The following is a 19,858-nucleotide window of genomic DNA, read 5'->3' as shown; positions in this document are numbered from 1 at the left end:
TGCGACGCTCGGCTCAGGCCGCGTTTGGGACGATCAGCATTCCACGGTCGCCTGAGATGCGGATCGAGATCTCGTCATAGGATGCGAAGGTCGAATGCGGCGTCTCCATCTTCTGGTGATGGGTTGCCGTGACGACCATGACGTCGGCGCCGGCCGCCTCGCCGGCGAGGATGCCGGCTGCGACATCCTCGAACACCAGGCAATCCCGCGGGCTGACGCCGAGACGTTCGGCGCCGAGAATATAACATTGCGGATCGGGTTTTCCGACCTTGACGTCCTCCGCCGTCACCATGAATTTCGGCCGCGGCAGACCTGCCGCCTCCAGCCGCCGGTGCGCCAGGCGCAGGGGTGAGGAGGTGACGATCGCCCAGCGGTCCGGCGGCAGCGAACTCAGGAATGCCGCGGCACCTGGAATGGGAACGACATCGCTGACATCGGCGATCTCAGCCTCGGTCACCAATGTTGCTTCATGTTCGGGATCGACGCCGGGCAGGTTCAGCCGAGTAATCGTATCGATGCCGCGCGACCCGTGCATCTTCGGCAGGAATTCAGCGACATCCAGGCCATGACGCCGTGCCCAGTCGCTCCACGCGCGTTCAGCCGCATGGATCGAGTTGAGGATGGTGCCGTCCATATCGAACAGGAAGGCGGCATAAGGCTTCTCGAAGCCGCGGGGCATCGGCAGGGACAAAGGCGGATCCTTTTGGGAAGAGCATCGGATGGGTGTCGCTATCGCTCGATCAAACGGCAAATCCGTGGCTTTTGCAAGTTTTCGCGTGGCGAGACCAATTACACGCCATGTCTCCGCCCGGCGACATGCATCAACGAAGCAGCTTCAGCGAGCCCGTCAGCGAGCGGATCCATTTCGTCGGGCCGGCAAGCGCAACGCCGTCGATCACTTCCGAGGAGAGGTCGCGTGCCGGCATCGAAGCCTCGTAATCGGCATAGACGTGCAAGGCGCGCGCAAAACGCGGAAACGGCACGACCAGCGCACCTTCCGGCGCCGGCAAAGCCTTCAGCAGCAGCGATTTGAGATCCGCAGCCGCCGCCTGCAGCACCGGGACCGGCTTATTGGCGCAGATATGGAATATCCGCCCTGCCTGGTCGGCCAGCCGCGCGCCGGCGAGCGCGGGCGCCGCTGCACCAAGGCCGATCGACAGCACCGCAACCGTATTGGCGAGTTCGCCGGCAGGCAGCGCCGGCTCGACAATCACCACGACACGCCAGTCTTCCATCCCTCATTCTCCATCTTTGTTCGGCGTCGCCAATCTATCCCACGTGGAGGAAATATCCTGCCTATTCCTGTTGTCTCGCTCCCGAATTTGGTAGGATCTCCCCCGCAACCGAAAGAATTCGAAAGGACCTACCGATTATGGATTTCGAGCCGGGAGATATCCGCATATTGAAGGCGCTGCAGAGCGAGGGGCGGCTGACCAACCAGGAGCTTGCCGAGCGTGTGGGAATGTCGACCTCGCCCTGCTGGCGCAGAGTGAAACGGCTGGAAGAGGCTGGCGTCATCCGCGGCTATCAGGCCGTCATCGACCGCCGTGCCGTCGGCCTCGGCGTCCTCGCCTTCGTGCGCGTGCAGATCGACACGCATTCGCATGACGAGGCCGAGCGGTTCGAGCGGGAGGTCGGCGAATTGGAGGCGGTCATCGCCTGCTACTCCGTTGCCGGCGAGGCCGATTTCCTGCTGCAGGTGGTTGCGGCCGATCTCGATAGCTATGCCAAATTCGCGATGACGGTGATCCGCCGCCTGCCCGGCATCAAGGAAATGCATACGATGTTCGTATTGAAGGACATCAAGGCATCGACCATCCTGCCCGTGCAGGCTCCGGCCGCCAGGCCTTCGCGCTGAGGGCCTCGAGAGTGTGGACTCTTGGGAATCCCAAGCGTCGACGCTCCCTAGAAGGCTGTGCTGCCGGTGGCGATCAAGTCGCAGGAGAGACGCAGGCCGATCCGGTCGTGACAGAGTTCATCGCCGCCATCGGCAAGTTTTAGTTCGGCGGGAGCGTCGGCACGCAAATAGGCCTGGGCGGCCGTATCGACACGTGTGGGGACGGCGGTCCAGAGCGAGGGGCGGCTGACGTCGAGCGCGGATATGCCGGCCTTTTCGTCGTCCAGGGTGCAGGAGGCGATCGCCATGCCGCTTGCGGTAAAGGCGATGGCAAGGGCGATCTGGAGACAGAGATCTGCGGCCTCGCGCAGGGAAACGAACATTGCGGCCTCATGCTGCGGAATTGGCGTTCATCATCCCACTAAGGCAGGCAGCGGCGGTGATCCAGCGGCTTCGGCCGTTAAGGTTTATGCGTAACCATGCAAGGTCCGCGTGCAGGTTTTTCAGAAATTTCGGAACAATGATTCCAAAGTGCGGTTACCCAAAGGTCATCCAAGATGAAAATCAAAGGAGGATATCCTCATGACCAAATCCCTTATTGCCGCTTCGCTGCTTGCGATCGGCATGGCATCGTCGGCCTTTGCCCAATCGAACCCTGATCCCATCGGGCCGACCAATGGCGGCTCGACCGATCCGAGTTCGGGTAATTATTCGTCGGATTACACCAACAGCGACAATGGCATGCATCCCGTGCAGGTCGCTCCGGTCGACCCGACCACGACACAGAGCATCGGCCGACCGCAAGCGATGGAATGCCCCGGCATGCCTCAGCAGATGTCCGGCGTCGACACCCGTGGCGGCCAAAGCGGCGCATCGATCAGCGAAGCCTGCCGCGAATACGACAACTGAGCAGGCCAACTCCCGCTTGCTTGAAAAGGCCGGTTCACGCCGGCCTTTTTTTGTCTCGACGGAGATGAAAATCATCCCTTTCCGATGAAACTTTTGATCCGGGCGTCCCGTACATCCGTACGATGTCGCACAAACACGGGGAACGGCTTCATTGGCAAAGAACACGCCCAAACCGGTTATTCTGTGGTTTCGCAAAGACTTGCGTCTCGACGACAACCAGGCTCTCAACGCCGCCCACATCTCCGGGCGGCCGATCATTCCGCTTTATATAAGGGAGCCGGAGGCGACAGGCGCCGCACCGCTCGGGGCAGCGCAGGCATGGTGGCTGCACCATTCGATCGAGGCGCTCGATAAATCGCTGCGCAAGCGGCACGGACGGTTGCTGCTGGTAAGCGGCCAGCCGCTCGAGGTGTTGCGCGCCATTGTCAAGGATACCGGCGCGGAAGCCGTCTTCTGGAACCGGCGCTATGATCCGCCCGGAGTGGCCAGCGACATCCAGGTCAAGGACAAGCTGGAAAAGCAGGCGATCGAGGCGAGAAGCTTCGGCGGCCAGCTTCTCCATGAACCGTCCAGGCTGAGGACCGGCAGCGATACGCCCTATCGCGTCTATACGCCGTTCTGGCGCGCGCTGGAGAGCGCCGGCGAACCGGAGCCGCCGCTGAACGCGCCGTCCAAACTGCGGCTGGCAACAGGGCTTCCGGCATCGGAAAGTCTGGAGCACTGGAAGCTGCTCCCGGGGAAGCCGAACTGGGCAAGGGATTTTGCCGATCTCTGGACGCCGGGCGAACAGGGTGCGCAGGAGAGGCTTACCGCCTTCATCGAGGAGGCGCTCGACGGTTACAAGGAAAACCGCGACTTTCCCGCCAAGCAGGCGACATCCATGCTGTCGCCGCATCTGGCGCTCGGCGAGATCTCCCCTGCCCGCATTTGGGATGCGACGCGCGGCCTGTCGAAACGAGTGCCAACGGCCGACATCGTGCATTTCCGCAAGGAGATTGCCTGGCGCGAATTCTCCTATCACCTGCTCTTCCATTTCCCGCGCCTTGCTTCCGCCAATTGGAACGATCGCTTCGACGGCTTCGAATGGCGCAACGATGACGCGGATTTCGAAGCCTGGCGACGCGGCATGACCGGCTATCCCATCGTCGATGCCGGCATGCGCCAGCTCTGGCGCCACGGCTGGATGCACAATCGCGTCCGCATGATCGTCGCCTCCTTCCTGATCAAGGACCTGATGATCGACTGGCGCCGGGGCGAAGCCTGGTTCCGGGATACGCTGGTCGATGCCGATCCGGCCAACAATGCGGCGAGCTGGCAATGGGTGGCCGGGTCGGGAGCGGACGCCTCGCCGTTCTTCCGCATCTTCAACCCGGTGCTGCAGGGCGAGAAATTCGATCCCGACGGCGATTATGTCAGGTCTTATGTGCCGGAGCTTCGGGGGCTCGGCGCAAAACACATTCATCGGCCATGCGAGGCGCCGAAGAGCGTGCTCGACGCGGCCGGCGTCATCCTGGGCAAAACCTATCCAAAACCGATCGTCGATCACGCCCATGCCCGCAACCGGGCGCTCGCGGCCTATAAAGCGACGAGGGACGCCGCATGAACGCGCATTTTCGTCCCGCTCCGCACCGGCTGAAGATCGCGGTGATCGGCTCCGGCATCTCGGGAGCCTCTGCCGCCTGGGCGCTCAATCCCATGCACGACGTGACGCTCTACGAGAGCCAGGCGCGGGCGGGCGGGCACACGGCGACGGTCGACGTGGATTATGACGGATCCCGGATTGCCGTCGATACCGGCTTCATCGTCTATAACGAGGCGAACTATCCCAATCTGACGGCGCTCTTTGCCGAACTCGGCATCGCCACGCATGCGAGCGACATGAGCTTTTCGCTCTCGCTCGACCGGGGCAAACTGGAATGGAGCGGCGGCGGGCTGTTCTCCATCTTCGCGCAGAAGCGCAATCTGCTGCGGCCGTCTTTCCTATGGATGATCCGCGAGATCCTGCGCTTCAACCGCATGTGCCTCGAAGATCGGGCCGCCGGCCATCTCGCCTCACGCTCGCTCGGCGACTATCTCGACTGGCGCGGTTTCTCGCCCGGCTTCACCAATAATTATCTCGTGCCGATGGCTGCGGCGATCTGGTCGACGCCGTCGGCCCGCATGCTGCAGTTTCCAGCCGAGCACTTCGTCAATTTCTTCGACAATCACCGCCTGATCTATCGCCGGCAGCAACAGTGGCGCACGGTGACAGGCGGCAGCCGAACCTATCTCGACCGGCTGCTCCAGCCGCTTGGCGAGCGGGTGAAGCTTTCCTGCGGCATGCGCGGGGCGATACGCTCAGAAGACGGCGTCAAGCTCGTCGACGAAAGCGGCCAGGAACATCTGTTCGACAAGGTGATCTTCGCTTGCCACAGCGATCAGACGGCACGACTGCTCACCGACGCCACAGATCAGGAAAGGAAGCTGCTTGCCGCGATCCCCTACCAGCCGAACCGCGTCGTCCTTCACCGCGATGAGGCGCTGATGCCGCGGCGACGCAGGGTCTGGGCCTCCTGGAACTATCTGCGCTCCAGCCGTGAGGATGGAAAGGCAGGCGTCGCCGTGACCTACTGGATGAACCGGCTGCAAGGCATCGACCACAAGTTTCCGCTGTTCGTGACGCTCAATCCGAACCGCGAGCCGGATGCCGGCAAGGTGTTTGCGGAATTCACCTATGAGCACCCGCAATTCTCGGCCGAAGCCATGGCGGCGCAACGGACGCTCGCCGCCATTCAGGGGCAGAATAACTGCTACTTCGCCGGCGCCTGGACGGGATATGGATTCCATGAGGACGGGCTCGTGTCCGGCCTTGCGGCAGCCGAGGCCCTAGGCGCAATCATCCCTTGGCGGGCCGCACGGCCGCTCACCCGCGAACCTCAGCCGGAGGTGGCGGCATGAGCGGACGAGGCAAAAGGCAAGGCGTCAGCGTCACCGGCAACGGCCCACCGCCGGATGCCGCGGCGGCGCTCTATGCCGGCGACATCGTACATCAACGGATGAAGCCCTTCGGCCATCGCTTCCGCTACCGGGTGTTCTCTCTGCTTGTCGATCTCGACCGGCTGGACGAGGCCGGCCGTCTGTCGGCCTTGTTTTCCGTCAACCGGCGCAATCTCGTCTCGTTTCATGAGAAAGACCATGCCGATGACGAGAGCGTAACGCTGCGCGCCTATGCCGACCGGCTGCTGGCCGCGGCAGGCCTCGATCGGGCGGCAAGGATATTGCTCGTCTGCTACCCCCGCATCATCGGTTATGTCTTCAACCCGCTCTCCGTCTACCACGCCTATGCTGCCGATGGCAGGCTCGTCGCGATGATTTACGAGGTGCGCAACACCTTTGGCGAGAGGCACAGCTACGTCTGTCCGGTTGGCCATGACGAGATTTGGGAAGGTGGACTTCGCCAGAGCTGCGACAAGCTCTTTCACGTCTCGCCTTTCATCGGCATGGCTGCACGCTACCATTTCCGCATGCTGCCGCCCGGCGCGGAAATCCGCTGGCGCATCCTCGAAACCGACAGCGAAGGCCCGCTCCTCTCGGCGACATTTTCCGGACGGCAGCTTCCCTTGACCAATGCCTCGCTTCTGGCGCTGACGGCGCGCATCCCCTTCCTCACTTTCAAGATCGTGGCGGGTATCCACTGGGAGGCGCTGAAACTGTGGTTGAAAGGCATGCGCTATATCAGGCGCCCCGCGCCTCCGCCTGCCGTCAGCGTCCACCCTCGCCGGCCGCTTGCGGAGGCGGCGGAATGACATTAGCTTTCTCTACAATGGCCGGAGGCCGCCCGAGAACATCGTCACGGATGGATCGTCGTCCCTAACCGGCAAAAAAATGCGGGAGGAGGAAGATGAGCAAGACGCAGGACTGGAATCTGCTGGCCCGTGACGCGGTGACGCTGACGGCCGAAAACATATCCCGCCTCGTGAAAGGTCTGCCGTTCAAGGCGAAGCTGGCGCTGCGCGGGCTTCTCAGCATGCAATACGGTTCACTTGCCGTCACCCTGCCGGATGGCCGCAGGCTGCTGGTCGAGGGCAAGAAGGCGGGACCGAAGGCGGCGCTCAGCCTCAACAACTGGAACCTTGCCTATCGGGCGCTGACGAGCGGGACGATCGGCGTTGCCGAAACCTATATGGACGGCGATTGGGACAGCCCCGATATCGCGGCATTCCTCGAACTCTTCCTCGTCAACGGCGAGGCCGCGCACAGCTATGCGCATGGCAAACGCGGCGTCAGTCGCCTCGTCGAGCGCGTCCGCCACTGGATGAACGCCAATACCAAGACGGGCTCGAAGCGCAACATCTCCGCTCACTACGATCTCGGCAACGATTTCTACAGGCAATGGCTCGATCCGAGCATGACCTATTCCTCGGCGCTCTACTCGACCGGCGCCAACGACCTGCAATCGGCCCAGAACGCCAAGTACCGCGCGCTTGCCGAGGCGACCGGCATCCGGCCCGGGGATCACGTGCTGGAGATCGGCTGCGGCTGGGGCGGTTTTGCCGAATTCGCCGCGAGCGAACTGCACTGCAAGGTGACCGGCCTGACGATCAGCCGGGAGCAACTCGCCTTTGCCAGGGAGCGCATCCAGAACGCCGGCCTCGACGATCGCGTCGAATTCCGCTTTCAGGACTACCGCGACGAGGCCGGGCTCTACGACCGGATCGTCTCGATCGAGATGTTCGAAGCGGTCGGCGAGAAATACTGGCCATCCTACTTCTCCAAGCTCCGGCAATGCCTGAAACCGGGCGGCAAGGCCGGCCTGCAGATCATCACGATCAGGCCCGAAGCCTTCGACCAGTATCGCAGCAATCCCGACTTCATCCAGAAATATGTCTTTCCCGGCGGCATGCTGCCGACGCGCAACCATCTCGCCGAACTCGCCGGCAAGGTCGACCTGTCACTGGTCAGGGACTTCGGTTTCGGGCTCGATTATGCCCGGACGCTTGCCGAATGGCGCGAGCGCTTCTGGTCGGTCTGGGAACGCATCCGCCCGATGGGCTTCGACGAGCGTTTCAAGCGGCTCTGGGAATTCTATCTGTTCTATTGCGAGGCCGGTTTCCGCGCCCGCAATATCGATGTACGCCATGTGGTGTTCTCACGCCGCTAAAGCGCGTCGCGATCTTTCAGATTCGCTCCTTGCGCTTTAGGTCTTTGTTTTTGCGCATGTCGTTGTCGCAAAACCGCGGCCCACTTTTGCGCGACATGCTTTAATCATTTCACCGGATGCGGCGTCACCGGATGGCGACCGGCCGCCGAGGGCCGCTCCCGCCAGCCGGTCATGCGGTTGACCAGAGCGAAATAAGCGCCATAGGGGAGCAACCGCATCAGCTTAAACAGAATGGTGAAGCGCTTCGGGAAGGTGATCTCGAAGGCCCGCGACTTCAATCCGTCGGCGATCTGCCGGGCGGCGTCTTCGGCCGATATCAGGGCCGGCATCGGAAAAGCGTTCTTTCTCGTCGCCGGCGTATCGACGAAACCCGGGCTGACGAGCTGGATGCGGATGCCCATCTTGTCGAGATCGAATTTCAGACTTTCCGCCATGTTGATCAGCGCCGCCTTGGTGGCGCCGTAGGCGGCGCTCGTCGGCAGGCCGCCATAGCCGGTGACCGAGGAGACGATGGCGATCTGCCCCTGCCCCTTCGCTTTCATATGGCGGATGGCAGGCAGCAGACAGTTGACGACGCCGGAAAGATTGACGGCGAAACTCTTTTCAAAATCGGCGCGGTTCAGCTCCTCCGCATGGACCGGCAGGTAGACACCGGCATTGAGGATCGCCATGGCGAGCGTCCCGTGCTCGTATTCGATCGAGGCCATGACATGCTCCATGTCCTCGGCATCGGTGACGTCACCGTCGAGAACGATGATGCTGCCGGAAAGGCCGCTGGCCTCGGTCTGCAATTCGACCAGTTTTTCATGGCTTCTCGCGGTGACGGCGACCTTGTATCCCTCCGAGGCGAGCTTCAGCGCCAGTGCGCGACCGATCCCCGAACTCGCGCCTGAGATCCAGACGATTCCATGTTCGGGACGGGCAATGAAATCACGCATGACATGCTCCTCCTGCTCTGCCTCATCAACGCGAAACCAGACCCGGAAGTTCTTCTGCCCTCCGGATTTATGGCTTTATCACACCATTGTGGCTGCTTTTCAGCCGATCAGGTCGCCGATCATCTGACGGAAGGATCCTGTGAGCGTGACCGGGCCGTCGGACACGGCAAAAGCGATGCAGGGCCTGTCCTTTTCGGCGACCGGGCGGTGGTCGACCGTCTCGTCGGCAATGGAGATGTCGCCGGGGCCAAAACGGCCGCGTTCATCCTGGAAGGCCCCATCGAGAACGAGGATCAGCTCCATGCCTTTGTGGGTGTGGGCCGGCAAGGCGCGTCCGGGACGGATCCACATCAGGCTGACCTCGCAGCCATCCATGTCGAGCGAATATTCCTTCAAGCCCGGGAGACGCCTGCGCCAGGGCACATCCTCGACTTCAAAGCCGACAAAGTCGCGCATTGCGCGTGGGAACAATGCATGCTCCGGCCGCGCGCCGGCCGGCGGCTCAGCGACGGCGTAAGCAGAGGCGAAAATTGCCGCAAGCCGCCGGTCGCGATCGTCGATCGAAGCTTCGGGCGCAATTTCCAGGGCTTCCCCGGCAAGCAGCTCGAGACTTTTCACCAGGCTGCGATTGTCCGGCTTCATTTCGAGATGAGAGCGCACCAGCACGCGGGCCGGTTCCGGCAGAGAGCCGGCGACATAACGCGCCATCAATGCATCGATCGTGTCGATATGTTCGTGAACCATGTCGGTTTCGGTCACGCCTCGTTGTCGCGCTCCGCTTCGCTTTTCCATCATCCGTACGGGGAAAGTCAATCTTCGGATCACCCGGACGCGGCTTGATCGCCGGCCGCGCGTCATTTCGGGGAAGGAAAGCGAAATTTTATCGTGTGCGCGGAAGGCATGGAATAGCATTTCTTGCCAACACAGCCTTGTGAAGGGAAAAGACCGTTCCTAAAGTAAGAGTTCGAAAGAGGCAGATTCTATGACCTTCCATCCCTCCGTCCTCGAAGCCATCGGCAATACGCCCCTGATCAAACTCAAGGGGGCGTCGGCGGCGACCGGCTGCACCATTCTCGGCAAGGCGGAGTTCCTCAACCCCGGCCAGTCGGTGAAGGATCGCGCCGCGCTCTACATCATCCGCGACGCGGAGCGGAAAGGCCTGCTTCGGCCCGGCGGCGTCATCGTCGAAGGCACGGCCGGCAATACCGGCATCGGGCTGACACTGGTCGCCAAGGCGCTCGGCTATCGCACCGTCATCGTCATCCCGGAAACGCAGAGCCAGGAAAAGAAGGACGCGCTGAAACTGCTCGGCGCCGAACTCGTCGAAGTGCCCGCAGTTCCTTACAGGAACCCAAACAACTACGTGAAGGTGTCGGGACGGCTCGCCGAGCAAATGGCGAAGACCGAGCCGAACGGGGCGATCTGGGCAAACCAGTTCGACAACGTCGCCAACCGCCAGGCGCATGTCGAGACGACCGCACCGGAAATCTGGCGGGACACCGACGGCAAGATCGACGGCTTCATCTGCTCGGTCGGCTCGGGCGGCACGCTGGCGGGCGTCGCAGCCGGCCTCAAGGCCTTCAAGCCTGATGTCAAGATCGGCATTGCCGACCCCGATGGCGCGGCCCTCTTTGAATTCTATCAGAACGGCACGCTGAAATCCGAGGGATCCTCGATCACCGAAGGCATCGGCCAGGGCCGCATCACCGCCAATCTCGAAGGCTTTACGCCCGATTTCTCCTATCGGATTTCCGACGCCGAAGCGCTTCCCTATCTTTTCGACCTCGTCGAGAACGAGGGCCTGTGCCTCGGCGGATCGACGGCGATCAACATTGCCGGCGCGGTCAATCTCGCCAGGGATCTCGGCCCCGGCCATACGGTGGTGACGATCCTCTGCGACTACGGCAACCGCTATCAGTCGAAGCTCTTCAACCCGGATTTCCTGAAGTCGAAGGGTCTGCCCGTTCCGGGCTGGATGGCCAAGTCGTCCGAGATCGACGTTCCCTACGAGCCCGTGTGAGACACATGCCCGTCAATGCCCTCTACCGTGACGATTTCTATCTCTCGACATGCGAGGCGGTCGTCACCGCCATTCACGAGGATGGGGGCATCGAACTCGACCAGACCTGCTTCTATGCGACATCGGGCGGCCAGCCTGGCGATACCGGTGAACTCGAACGCGCCGACGGCAGCAAGATCGCGCTTGGCCAGACCAAGCACGGGGCCAGCAAGGACATCATCATCCACGTGCCGCACGACGGCGAGCCGCGGCCGGAAATCGGCGAGACGCTGGTGCTGCATGTCGACTGGCCGCGCCGCTACCGGCTGATGCGCATGCACACGGCCTGCCACCTGCTTTCCGTCGTCTGCTCCTATCCGATCACGGGAGCCGCCGTCGGCGAGGAGGAAAGCCGGGTCGATTTCGACATGAGCGAGACGATCGACAAGGACGAGGTGACGGCAAGGCTGATGGAACTGGTCGGCCAGAACCATCCCGTCTACCTGCAGTGGATCACCGACGAAGAGCTTGTGGCCAACCCTGAGATCGTCAAATCGAAGAATGTGCGCCCGCCAATGGGGCTCGGGCGCGTCAGCCTCGTCTGCATCGGCGAGAACTCCTCGATTGACAGCCAGCCGTGCGGCGGCACACATGTCTCCGAGACACAGGAAGTCGGCCAGATTCACATCGCCAAGATCGAGAAGAAGGGCAAGGAGAACCGGCGCTTCCGCATTCGCTTCGGCACGCCCGGCGACGAAGCCTGATCATCAAGGGAGATCACAATGAGTGAGACCACAAGCCGTTTCGTCGTCTCTGCCGACTGGCTGCAGGCCGAACTCGGCAAGCCGGATCTACGCGTACTGGACGCCGCCTTCTATCTGCCCGCCCAGAAGCGCGACGCCGACGCGGAATATGCGGCCGGGCACATTCCCGGCGCCATCCGCTTCGATCAGGACAAGATCGCTGACCATTCGACGTCGCTGCCGCACACGATCCCCTCACCCGATTATTTCGCCGCGGAGGTCGGCAAGCTCGGCATCAGCGAGAAGGATCGCATCGTCGTCTATGACGGCATCGGCATGTTCGCCTCGCCGCGCGTCTGGTGGTTGTTCCGGGTCATGGGCGCGAAGAACGTCTTCGTGCTGGACGGCGGCCTGGATGGCTGGAAGGCCGAGGGTCGGCCGCTGGAAACCGCGGCGCCCAGCCATGCGCCGGCGACCTTCACGCCCAACTTCGACGAAAGCCGGGTGGTGACGCTCGATACGATGCGCGACATCGTCTCCAGCGGCGCGATGCAGATCGCCGATGCCCGCAGCGCCGGCCGCTTCGCCGCCACCGAACCGGAACCGCGTGCCGGCATGCGCTCCGGCCATATGCCCGGTGCCCGCAGCCTGCCCTCCGGCGTTTTCGCCAACCAGGGCCGGTTCAAATCACTGCCCGAACTCCGGCAGACGATCGAGGATGCCGGCATCGATCTTTCGAAGCCGGTCGTCACCTCCTGCGGATCGGGCATCACGGCGGCGATCATCACGCTGGCGCTGGAATCGCTCGGCCATCACGACAACAAGCTTTACGACGGTTCATGGAGCGAATGGGGCAGCCGTGAGGATACGCCCATCGTCACCGGTCCGCCGACACCGGTCAAAGCCTGATCGCCATGGGGAAAACACCCGCTTCGCTCAAAGCCCATATCACCCGGCTCGAAATGACGGCGGCGCCGAAGGCGAGCATGCCTGTGCCCGTCAACATCCAGACGGCGATCATGCGCGCGCCTGAGATACCCTTGCCCTTTTATCGCTACCTCTACCGTCAGGTGGGTGCGCGCTGGCAATGGGTCGACCGGCTGCGCATGAGCGACGAGCAGCTTGCCGGAACGCTGAACGACAAGCGCAACAATATCAGCGTTCTCTATGTGAACGGTGCGCCGGCCGGCTTCTACGAATATTTCTGCGAAGACGAGGATACGATCGAGCTCAGCCATTTCGGCCTGATCGAACATGCACTCGGCCTCGGCATCGGCAAATGGTTCCTGCTGCAGGCGCTCTACGCCATCTGGGCGCTCAATCCGAAGCGGGTCACCACCACGACCAACAATCTCGACCACCCGCGCGCGCTGCAGCTCTACCAGATGTACGGCTTCTCGCCGGTCTCCACGGGCACCGGTATCGTTCGGCCGCTCAGCGACAAAGAGCTTCTGGAGCTTGCCCGGAAAAGCTGATGATTTGCTCCCCGCGCGCGTCTGCTTGCTAAGGTATAGCAGGCTATGCGGGGAAAGCGCCTACCCCGCCGCCCCTCATTCCTGTGCCTGTCACAGGAATGAGGAAGGAGAGGTAGAATTTCCCACCAAACGTTGAGGAGCCGGCGACAAGCAGCAGCGCGCAAGAAACGGGTGGCTTGGGCGATGACCCAGGTGCATTTTCATGGCGACCGCCAAGGAGATTTGCCATGACCGCCATTCGTTTTGCCGCCATGCCGACTGCCGATGCTGGAGCCCTCTGGAACGGCGGCCGCGACGCCTATGGGAATTTGCCCGAGACGATGGTTTCCGACGGTGACGGCAACCCCTGCCGCCATTGCCTGCGGAATATCGATGAGGGCGAGGAACTGCTGGTTTTCGCGTACCGGCCGTTTCCGGAGCTACAGCCCTATGCCGAAACCGGGCCGATTTTCCTCCACAAACAGCCGTGCCGGCGCTACGCCGCCGAAGAGATCCAGCCGCCGATGTTGACGATGAGCCCCGACTTCATCGTTCGCGGCTACAGCGCCAATGACCGTATCGTCTACGGCACCGGCGCTGTGACCGAAACCGCCGACATTCCGGCCTATGCCGAGACATTGCTCGCGCGGCCCGACATCGCCTATGTGCATGTGCGCTCGGCGCGCAACAACTGCTTCCAATGCCGGATCGACAAGGAACAGGCGCCGGTCCTTGCGGAGACCGGCGCCTGACCTTGAGTCAGGAAGCTTACGCTACGTTCAGTACGCTCTCGGGCGCGAAGGCCTCGTAGCCGAGCGCTTCGGCGACCGGCTTGCTGGTGATGCGGCCCTTGTGCACATTAAGGCCGTTCCTCAGATGCTTGTCTTCGGCGATGGCGCGCAGGCCGCGATCGGCAAGCGCCAGGCCGTGGACGAGTGTCGCATTGTTCAGCGCGTGCGCCGAGGTGACGGGCACGGCGCCCGGCATGTTGGCGACGCAATAATGCACCACGCCATCGACTTCGTATGTCGGATCGGAATGGGTCGTCGCATGCGAGGTCTCGAAGCAACCGCCCTGGTCGATGGCGACGTCGACGATGACGGAGCCCTTCTTCATGCCGGAGAGCATTTCGCGCGTGACGAGCTTCGGAGCCGCAGCACCGGGGATCAGCACGGCGCCGATGACGAGATCGGCAGAAAAGACCTCCTCCTCCAGCGCCTGGATGCTGGAATAGCGGGTGTGGATGCGGCCCGCGAAAATATCGTCGAGCTGGCGTAGGCGCGGCAGCGACTTGTCGAGGATGCTGACATCGGCGCCGAGGCCGGCGGCCATCCGCGCGGCGTGCAGGCCGACGACGCCGCCGCCGATGATCGCCACCTTGGCCGGCAGCACGCCGGGCACGCCGCCGAGCAGGACGCCGAGGCCGCCATTCGCCTTCTGCAGGGCGGTCGCGCCCGCCTGGATCGACAGGCGTCCCGCCACCTCGGACATCGGCGCCAGCAGCGGCAGGCCGCCGCGCTCGTCGGTCACCGTCTCGTAAGCGATCGCGGTAACGCCGGAAGCAAGCAGGCCCTTGGTCTGATCGGGATCGGGCGCCAGATGCAGATAAGTATAGAGAAGCTGGCCGTCGCGAAGCTGCGCCCACTCGGAGGGCTGCGGCTCCTTGACCTTCACGATCATGTCGCACTTTTCGAAAATATCCTTGGCGGAGGCGGCGATCTTCGCGCCGGCCGCAGCATAGGCGGCGTCATCAGCGCCGATGCCGGCGCCCGCCTTGGTCTCCACCCAGACCTCATGGCCATGGGCCACATATTCGCGCACGGAAGCCGGCGTCAGGCCGACGCGATATTCATGATTCTTGATTTCCTTCGGGCAACCGACACGCATGCGCGTTCCTCTCCTTTTGTCTCCGCGATTGCGGATCTCCTCTGAGGATGAATCCAACCACCAAGACCGCGAAATGTCCTTGCAAAGACGATTTGCGAAAACATCATTTTTCGGAGATTATTGCGTCTTCCTCGCCATTTTTCGAAAGTTCTACGAATGGCTGATCTCGACACCATCGATCTTGCGATTCTCAAGGTGCTTCAGGCCGATGCGCGCATCACCAATGCCGAGCTTGCGGAAAGGATCGGGCTGTCGCCTTCGGCCTGTTCGCGCCGGCTCGACATTCTCGAAAAAAGCGGCGTCATCGATGGCTACCATGCGCGGCTCTCGCACAAGGCGCTCGACTACAAGATGATCGCCATCGTGCATATCTCGCTCTCCGGCCAGTTTGCCAAGACGCTGGCGGAATTCGAGGCGGCGGTGAAGCTCTGCCCGAACGTGCTCGTCTGCTATCTGATGTCGGGCGAATATGACTATATCCTCAGGGTCGCCGCACGCGATCTCGAGGACTACGAGCGCATCCACCGGGACTGGCTGTCGGCCCTTCCCCACGTGGTCAAGATCAATTCGAGCTTCGCGCTCAGAGAAATCATCGACAGGCCGAATGTCGGGCTTTGAGGCCTTGCATATTTGCCGAAAGCCTGCCCAGACTTTCGGTGCGCGCGGGCGTTTCCCGCTCAACGGCATGTTATGACATCGAAGACCAACGGTTATATTTTCGCTCTTCTGGCGATCACCATTTTCTCTCTTCAGGACGCCATCTCCAAACATCTGGCGTCTGCCTACCCGCCGATCTTCGTGACGATGATCCGTTACTGGGCCTTCGCGCTGTTCACGATCATCCTCGCTTCGAAGATGCGCGGTGGTCTCAAAGCGACTGCCCGCACCAAACGCCCTGCCCTACAGGTAGTGCGCGGCGTGCTTCTCGCCGTCCAGGTGGTTCTGGCCATCACCTGTTTTGCCGTGATCGGCCTTGCCCGTTCACAGGCGATCTTTTCCGCCACCCCGATCCTGATCGCGCTGCTGTCGATGCCGATCCTCGGCGAGCGGGTCGGTTGGCGGCGGTGGATGGCGATCGGCGCCGGACTTTTCGGGGTGCTGCTGATCCTGAAGCCGGAAGGTGAGTTTTTCGATGTGAAACTGCTTCTGGCCATCATTTCCTGCTTCAACTTCGCCTTCTATGTCATCGCCACCCGTCTCGTCAGCCGCGACGACTCGTCGATGACCAGCTTCTTCTATACCGGCGTCATCGGCGGCATCACCATGACCATCATCGGCCCGTTCTATTGGACCTGGATGTCGCCGGGAGACTGGGGTTGGATGGCGCTCGTCTGCATGACCAGCATTTCCAGCCATTATTTCCTGATCCGCGCCTACGATCTGCTCGATGCCGCCGCCGTCCAGCCGCTGACCTATCTGTCACTGGTCTACGCCTCGATCATCGGTGTGACGATCTATGACGAAACGCTCAGTCTCAACACGATCATCGGCTCGGTCATCGTCGTTGCCGCCGGCATCTTCACGATCTGGCGCGAGCACGTGGTGGGGCGCAGGACGGCCGCCGCCGCCAAATGACGTTTCACTGCAATTTTAGCTAAGCCCCTAAAACCATTTCAATTTTCCGGCGCTATGCTCCCATCGCGATGTCCAAGGGAGACAGTATGACGCGCAACCTGAAAATTACGGCCCGGAAGGCCGACCGCAAGAACTGCCGTGTCTTCGGCAACATGAGATATCTGAACAGCCAGGTGGATATCCGTATCCTCAACCTCTCGGCAACAGGCGCCGCTCTGGAGACGAAGGGACCGGTTCACGCCGCCTCCGGCAGCAAGGTGCGGATCGAGGCGGAGAACCTCGGAATGCTGGAAGGCATCATACGCTGGAAGCACAATGGCCGCGTCGGCATCCAGTTCGACGTGAATTCGAATGCGCGCGCCCAGGTTTCCTCCTATTTCCGGTTTTTCCATAAGGAACTACGGCCGGTGCTGGCGGTGCGTCCGCTGGTCAGACCGAATATCGGCGGCGACCGCCCGCCTCACTTGGCGACGTCGACGCTGAAATCGTAAGGCTGCACCGCCTTTGCGCCGAAGGAGCGGCTGAGGTCGTTCCAGTAGCTGCGGTTGACGTTGACATCGAGAGTGACCGGGCCTTGCGTCTGCGGCAGCCTGGTGCCGAGATTCCTGACGTCGATGGCGGCGCTGTTGGCGTTTGCGCCGGATAGCACAATCGTCTCCGTGCCGAGAGGCACGTTGACGGCGCCGGGCGCCGGGCTCGCCGGCAGGGGCTCGCTGGCGATGATCTGGCCGTCGCCCCCGAGGAACTTGATATCGCAGGTCTGGCATTCGCCCGCAGTCCACCCTGGACTGACCCTCAGTTCGACACGCGGCGGCAGCGAGCGATTGCCGTCCTGGGCATAAGCGACACCAGTAATGGAAAAAAGGCCCGAGATCGGCCTGACTTCGGCCGGCCTGACTTCGATCGGCTTCGGGCTCACCGAACTGCCTTGCGCGGCCGCCATGATGAGAGCCGGCGCGCCGATGCCGAGAAGAAGCGCCTTCTGCAGCTGCTGCTCGCGGTAGATCAGGGCGATCGCGGCGCCGATGACGAAGAAGACCGTGATGGCGCCGAGCGCACAGGCAACCGAGATCCACGGATTTGCCGTGCTCGTCAGCCATTTCTCCACATCGCCGCTGTAGAGCGCCTGCGCCTTGTCGACCAGACTGGGCGCGGTGCCTCCGAAACCTCCGACCATTGCGATGACGACCCGGCTCATGATCCAGTCCCCCGATGGATGTCAGCCCGACGACTTTACCATAAATTGTATTTTAAAACCACGCCGCCTTTCGCCCGGATTGTTTTGCCGTCCCGTCATTTTTGAAGTGTACTCCTCGCAAAATCGTCCTAATTCTGACGGGCCGGACGATGCATGATTTTTGAAGGAGAGGTTTCCATGTCTTCCATTTTCGATGTCGGCGTCATGAGCCGCCGTTCCCTGCTCGGCGGTCTCGCCGCGACTTCCGCTCTGGTGCTGCTGCACCCTTTCAGCGCGCGCGCCAGCGCCAATCAGGCGCATCTCCGGCTGATGGAAACGACCGACATTCACGTCAATGTCTTCCCCTATGACTATTATGCCGACAAGCCGAACGACACGATGGGCCTTTCGCGCACCGGGACGATCATCGACAATATCCGCGCGGAAGCCGCCAACTCGCTGCTGATCGACAATGGCGACGTGCTGCAGGGCAATCCGATGGGCGACTATATGGCCTATCAGCACGGTATGAAGGACGGCGACGTCCATCCCGTCATCAAGGCGATGAACACGCTCGGCTATTCGGTCGGCACGCTCGGCAATCACGAGTTCAACTACGGCCTCGACTTCATGTTCAAGGTGCTTTCAGGCGCGAATTTCCCCTTCGTCTGCGCCAACCTGACCAAGGGCCAGCTCGCCTCGGATCCGAAGCAGGACGACCTGTTCTTCAAGCCCTACGTCATCCTGGAAAAACAGATCAAGGACGGCGCCGGCAAGGAGAGCCCGGTCAAGATCGGCTTCATCGGCTTCGTGCCGCCGCAGATCATGCTGTGGGACGTGAAGAACCTCGAGGGCAAGGCGCAGACGCGCGATATCGTCGAGGCTGCCAAGGCCTGGGTTCCCGCCATGAAGGAAGCCGGCGCCGATATCGTCATCGCGCTCTCCCATTCCGGCATCGACGGCGCCGCGCCCTCCGAAAAGATGGAGAACGCTTCGCTGCATCTTGCCGCCGTCGAAGGGATCGACGCGATCTTCACCGGCCATCAGCATCTCGTCTTCCCCGGCCCGAAGAGCTGGGACGGCATCGCCAATGCCGACCCCGTCAAGGGCACGCTGCATGGCAAGCCCGCCGTGATGGCCGGCTTCTGGGGCTCGCATCTCGGCCTCATCGACCTGCTGCTCGAAAAGGACGGCAACAGCTGGAGGATCGTCGACTTCACCTCGGAGGCACGGCCGATCTATCACCGCGACGACAAGAAGAAGGTGGTGGCCGATTACGCCGACAAGAAGGAAGTGGTCGAGGCCGCCAAGGCCGAGCACGAGGCGACGCTCGCCTATGTCCGCACCCCCGTCGGCAAGACCTCCGCGCCGCTCTATTCCTATTTCGCACTCGTCGCCGACGATCCCTCCGTCCAGGTCGTCAGCCAGGCGCAGACCTGGTACATCAAGCAGATGCTCGCCGACACCGAGTATAAGGATCTGCCGGTGCTTTCGGCCGCGGCCCCCTTCAAGGCCGGCGGGCGCGGCGGCGCGGATTATTATACCGACGTTCCGGCCGGCGACATCGCCATCAAGAACGTCGCCGACCTCTATCTCTATCCCAACACGGTCCAGGCCGTGGCGATCACCGGCGCTCAGGTGAAGAACTGGCTCGAAATGTCGGCCGGCATGTTCAATCACGTCCCCGCCGGCTCGAAGGATGCGCCGCTGCTCAACACCGATTTCCCGTCCTATAATTTCGACGTCATCGACGGCGTTACCTATCAGATCGATCTGTCGCAGCCGCCGAAATATGATTCATCCGGCAAGGCGATCAATCCCGACTCCAACCGGATCCAGAATCTGGCCTTCAACGGCAAGCCGATCGATCCGGCGCAGAAATTCGTCGTCGTTTCGAACAATTATCGCGCCGGCGGCGGCGGGAGCTTCCCCGAGATTACTGCGGACAAGGTGATTTTCCAGGCGCCGGACACCAATCGCGACGTCATCGTCCGCTATGTCCATGAGCAGGGCACGATCAATCCATCGGCAGACGCGAACTGGACCTTCAAGCCGCTTGCCGGTACGACCGTCACTTTCGAAAGCGGCCCGAAGGCGAAGCAGTTCCTCGCCGCTGTCAAGAGCGTCAAGATCGAGGAGGCCGGCGAAGGAGCCGACGGCTTCTCGAAGTTCAGACTGGTTCTTTAATTGAAACGAGAT

The 19,858-nt window shown here is 62.0% G+C and carries 22 protein-coding genes; 15 read left to right on the top strand and 7 right to left on the bottom strand.

Annotated features, from left to right (window positions below; translation table 11 throughout):
- Positions 1 to 13: 13 nt before the first annotated feature.
- Both CO670_RS15755 and CO670_RS15750 read right to left on the bottom strand, forming a co-directional pair.
- Complete coding sequence (locus tag CO670_RS15755; protein WP_097591092.1) at positions 14 to 691, bottom strand: HAD family hydrolase; 678 nt, start codon at positions 689 to 691, stop codon at positions 14 to 16.
- A 130-nt stretch (positions 692 to 821) separates the two neighbouring features.
- Positions 822 to 1,235, bottom strand: coding sequence for a DUF2000 domain-containing protein (locus tag CO670_RS15750; protein WP_097591091.1), 414 nt, complete (start codon positions 1,233 to 1,235; stop codon positions 822 to 824).
- A 137-nt stretch (positions 1,236 to 1,372) separates the two neighbouring features.
- Between CO670_RS15750 and CO670_RS15745 the strand changes: the two genes are divergently transcribed.
- Positions 1,373 to 1,858: an Lrp/AsnC family transcriptional regulator gene (locus CO670_RS15745; protein ID WP_097591090.1), complete on the top strand. Its 486-nt coding sequence runs from the start codon at positions 1,373 to 1,375 to the stop codon at positions 1,856 to 1,858.
- A 47-nt stretch (positions 1,859 to 1,905) separates the two neighbouring features.
- Here CO670_RS15745 and CO670_RS15740 read toward each other — a convergent pair whose 3' ends face one another.
- Entirely contained in the window at positions 1,906 to 2,220 is a 315-nt protein-coding gene (locus tag CO670_RS15740) for a hypothetical protein (protein ID WP_097591089.1), read from the bottom strand.
- Positions 2,221 to 2,419: 199 nt separating this feature from the next.
- Here CO670_RS15740 and CO670_RS15735 point away from each other — a divergent pair, with 199 nt between their 5' ends.
- The 5 genes from CO670_RS15735 (at position 2,420) to CO670_RS15715 (ending at position 7,886) form a co-directional block, all read left to right on the top strand.
- Positions 2,420 to 2,746, top strand: coding sequence for a hypothetical protein (locus CO670_RS15735; protein WP_088687167.1), 327 nt, complete (start codon positions 2,420 to 2,422; stop codon positions 2,744 to 2,746).
- Positions 2,747 to 2,897: 151 nt separating this feature from the next.
- Positions 2,898 to 4,349 (top strand): deoxyribodipyrimidine photo-lyase, encoded by a 1,452-nt coding sequence (locus tag CO670_RS15730; protein ID WP_097591088.1) that lies wholly within the window; start codon positions 2,898 to 2,900, stop codon positions 4,347 to 4,349.
- Complete coding sequence (locus CO670_RS15725; RefSeq protein ID WP_097591087.1) at positions 4,346 to 5,683, top strand: FAD-dependent oxidoreductase; 1,338 nt, start codon at positions 4,346 to 4,348, stop codon at positions 5,681 to 5,683. The genes CO670_RS15730 and CO670_RS15725 overlap by 4 nt, the downstream gene beginning before the upstream one ends.
- Positions 5,680 to 6,531, top strand: a complete 852-nt coding sequence (locus tag CO670_RS15720) for a DUF1365 domain-containing protein (protein WP_097591086.1) — start codon at positions 5,680 to 5,682, stop codon at positions 6,529 to 6,531. The genes CO670_RS15725 and CO670_RS15720 overlap by 4 nt, the downstream gene beginning before the upstream one ends.
- A 95-nt stretch (positions 6,532 to 6,626) precedes the next feature.
- The gene (locus CO670_RS15715; RefSeq protein WP_097591085.1) at positions 6,627 to 7,886 is read left to right on the top strand and encodes a cyclopropane-fatty-acyl-phospholipid synthase family protein; all 1,260 of its coding nucleotides are present in this window, start codon (positions 6,627 to 6,629) and stop codon (positions 7,884 to 7,886) included.
- Positions 7,887 to 7,990: 104 nt separating this feature from the next.
- Here the strand turns inward: CO670_RS15715 and CO670_RS15710 are convergent, their stop codons facing one another.
- Both CO670_RS15710 and CO670_RS15705 read right to left on the bottom strand, forming a co-directional pair.
- A complete protein-coding gene (locus CO670_RS15710; protein WP_097591084.1) occupies positions 7,991 to 8,824 on the bottom strand; it encodes an SDR family NAD(P)-dependent oxidoreductase in 834 nt (277 codons plus the stop codon).
- 99 nt (positions 8,825 to 8,923) lie between these two features.
- Complete coding sequence (locus CO670_RS15705) at positions 8,924 to 9,583, bottom strand: ChrR family anti-sigma-E factor (protein WP_176538948.1); 660 nt, start codon at positions 9,581 to 9,583, stop codon at positions 8,924 to 8,926.
- A gap of 223 nt (positions 9,584 to 9,806) precedes the next feature.
- Here CO670_RS15705 and CO670_RS15700 point away from each other — a divergent pair, with 223 nt between their 5' ends.
- The 5 genes from CO670_RS15700 (at position 9,807) to CO670_RS15680 (ending at position 13,772) form a co-directional block, all read left to right on the top strand.
- Positions 9,807 to 10,844, top strand: coding sequence for a cysteine synthase A (locus tag CO670_RS15700; RefSeq protein WP_097591083.1), 1,038 nt, complete (start codon positions 9,807 to 9,809; stop codon positions 10,842 to 10,844).
- A 5-nt stretch (positions 10,845 to 10,849) separates the two neighbouring features.
- Positions 10,850 to 11,587 (top strand): alanyl-tRNA editing protein, encoded by a 738-nt coding sequence (locus tag CO670_RS15695; protein WP_097591082.1) that lies wholly within the window; start codon positions 10,850 to 10,852, stop codon positions 11,585 to 11,587.
- Between the two features lie 18 nt (positions 11,588 to 11,605).
- Positions 11,606 to 12,475: a 3-mercaptopyruvate sulfurtransferase gene (sseA, locus tag CO670_RS15690; protein WP_097591081.1), complete on the top strand. Its 870-nt coding sequence runs from the start codon at positions 11,606 to 11,608 to the stop codon at positions 12,473 to 12,475.
- 5 nt (positions 12,476 to 12,480) lie between these two features.
- Entirely contained in the window at positions 12,481 to 13,041 is a 561-nt protein-coding gene (locus CO670_RS15685; RefSeq protein ID WP_088675247.1) for a GNAT family N-acetyltransferase, read from the top strand.
- Between the two features lie 227 nt (positions 13,042 to 13,268).
- Positions 13,269 to 13,772: a DUF1203 domain-containing protein gene (locus CO670_RS15680; RefSeq protein ID WP_097591080.1), complete on the top strand. Its 504-nt coding sequence runs from the start codon at positions 13,269 to 13,271 to the stop codon at positions 13,770 to 13,772.
- Between the two features lie 16 nt (positions 13,773 to 13,788).
- On the opposite strand, the gene ald is transcribed toward CO670_RS15680, so the two are convergent.
- Positions 13,789 to 14,907, bottom strand: coding sequence for an alanine dehydrogenase (ald, locus tag CO670_RS15675; RefSeq protein WP_097591079.1), 1,119 nt, complete (start codon positions 14,905 to 14,907; stop codon positions 13,789 to 13,791).
- A 156-nt stretch (positions 14,908 to 15,063) separates the two neighbouring features.
- Between ald and CO670_RS15670 the strand changes: the two genes are divergently transcribed.
- From CO670_RS15670 to CO670_RS15660, 3 genes are all read left to right on the top strand, one after another.
- Positions 15,064 to 15,525, top strand: a complete 462-nt coding sequence (locus CO670_RS15670) for an Lrp/AsnC family transcriptional regulator (protein WP_097591078.1) — start codon at positions 15,064 to 15,066, stop codon at positions 15,523 to 15,525.
- Between the two features lie 72 nt (positions 15,526 to 15,597).
- Positions 15,598 to 16,482: a DMT family transporter gene (locus CO670_RS15665; RefSeq protein WP_097591077.1), complete on the top strand. Its 885-nt coding sequence runs from the start codon at positions 15,598 to 15,600 to the stop codon at positions 16,480 to 16,482.
- 86 nt (positions 16,483 to 16,568) lie between these two features.
- Positions 16,569 to 16,973 (top strand): PilZ domain-containing protein, encoded by a 405-nt coding sequence (locus CO670_RS15660; RefSeq protein ID WP_097591076.1) that lies wholly within the window; start codon positions 16,569 to 16,571, stop codon positions 16,971 to 16,973.
- Here CO670_RS15660 and CO670_RS15655 read toward each other — a convergent pair.
- Positions 16,943 to 17,680, bottom strand: a complete 738-nt coding sequence (locus tag CO670_RS15655; RefSeq protein WP_097591075.1) for a hypothetical protein — start codon at positions 17,678 to 17,680, stop codon at positions 16,943 to 16,945. The two genes, CO670_RS15660 and CO670_RS15655, sit on opposite strands and share 31 nt — an antisense overlap.
- A gap of 177 nt (positions 17,681 to 17,857) precedes the next feature.
- Between CO670_RS15655 and CO670_RS15650 the strand changes: the two genes are divergently transcribed.
- On the top strand, positions 17,858 to 19,846 hold the full coding sequence (locus tag CO670_RS15650) for a bifunctional 2',3'-cyclic-nucleotide 2'-phosphodiesterase/3'-nucleotidase (protein WP_097591074.1): 1,989 nt from the start codon (positions 17,858 to 17,860) through the stop codon (positions 19,844 to 19,846).
- Positions 19,847 to 19,858: the final 12 nt, after the last annotated feature.

Source organism: Rhizobium sp. J15 (assembly GCF_002531825.1).
Taxonomy (GTDB): Bacteria; Pseudomonadota; Alphaproteobacteria; order Rhizobiales; family Rhizobiaceae; genus Rhizobium.
Note: the sequence above shows the minus strand (reverse complement) of the source record. Positions and strands in the feature narration are given on the sequence as shown.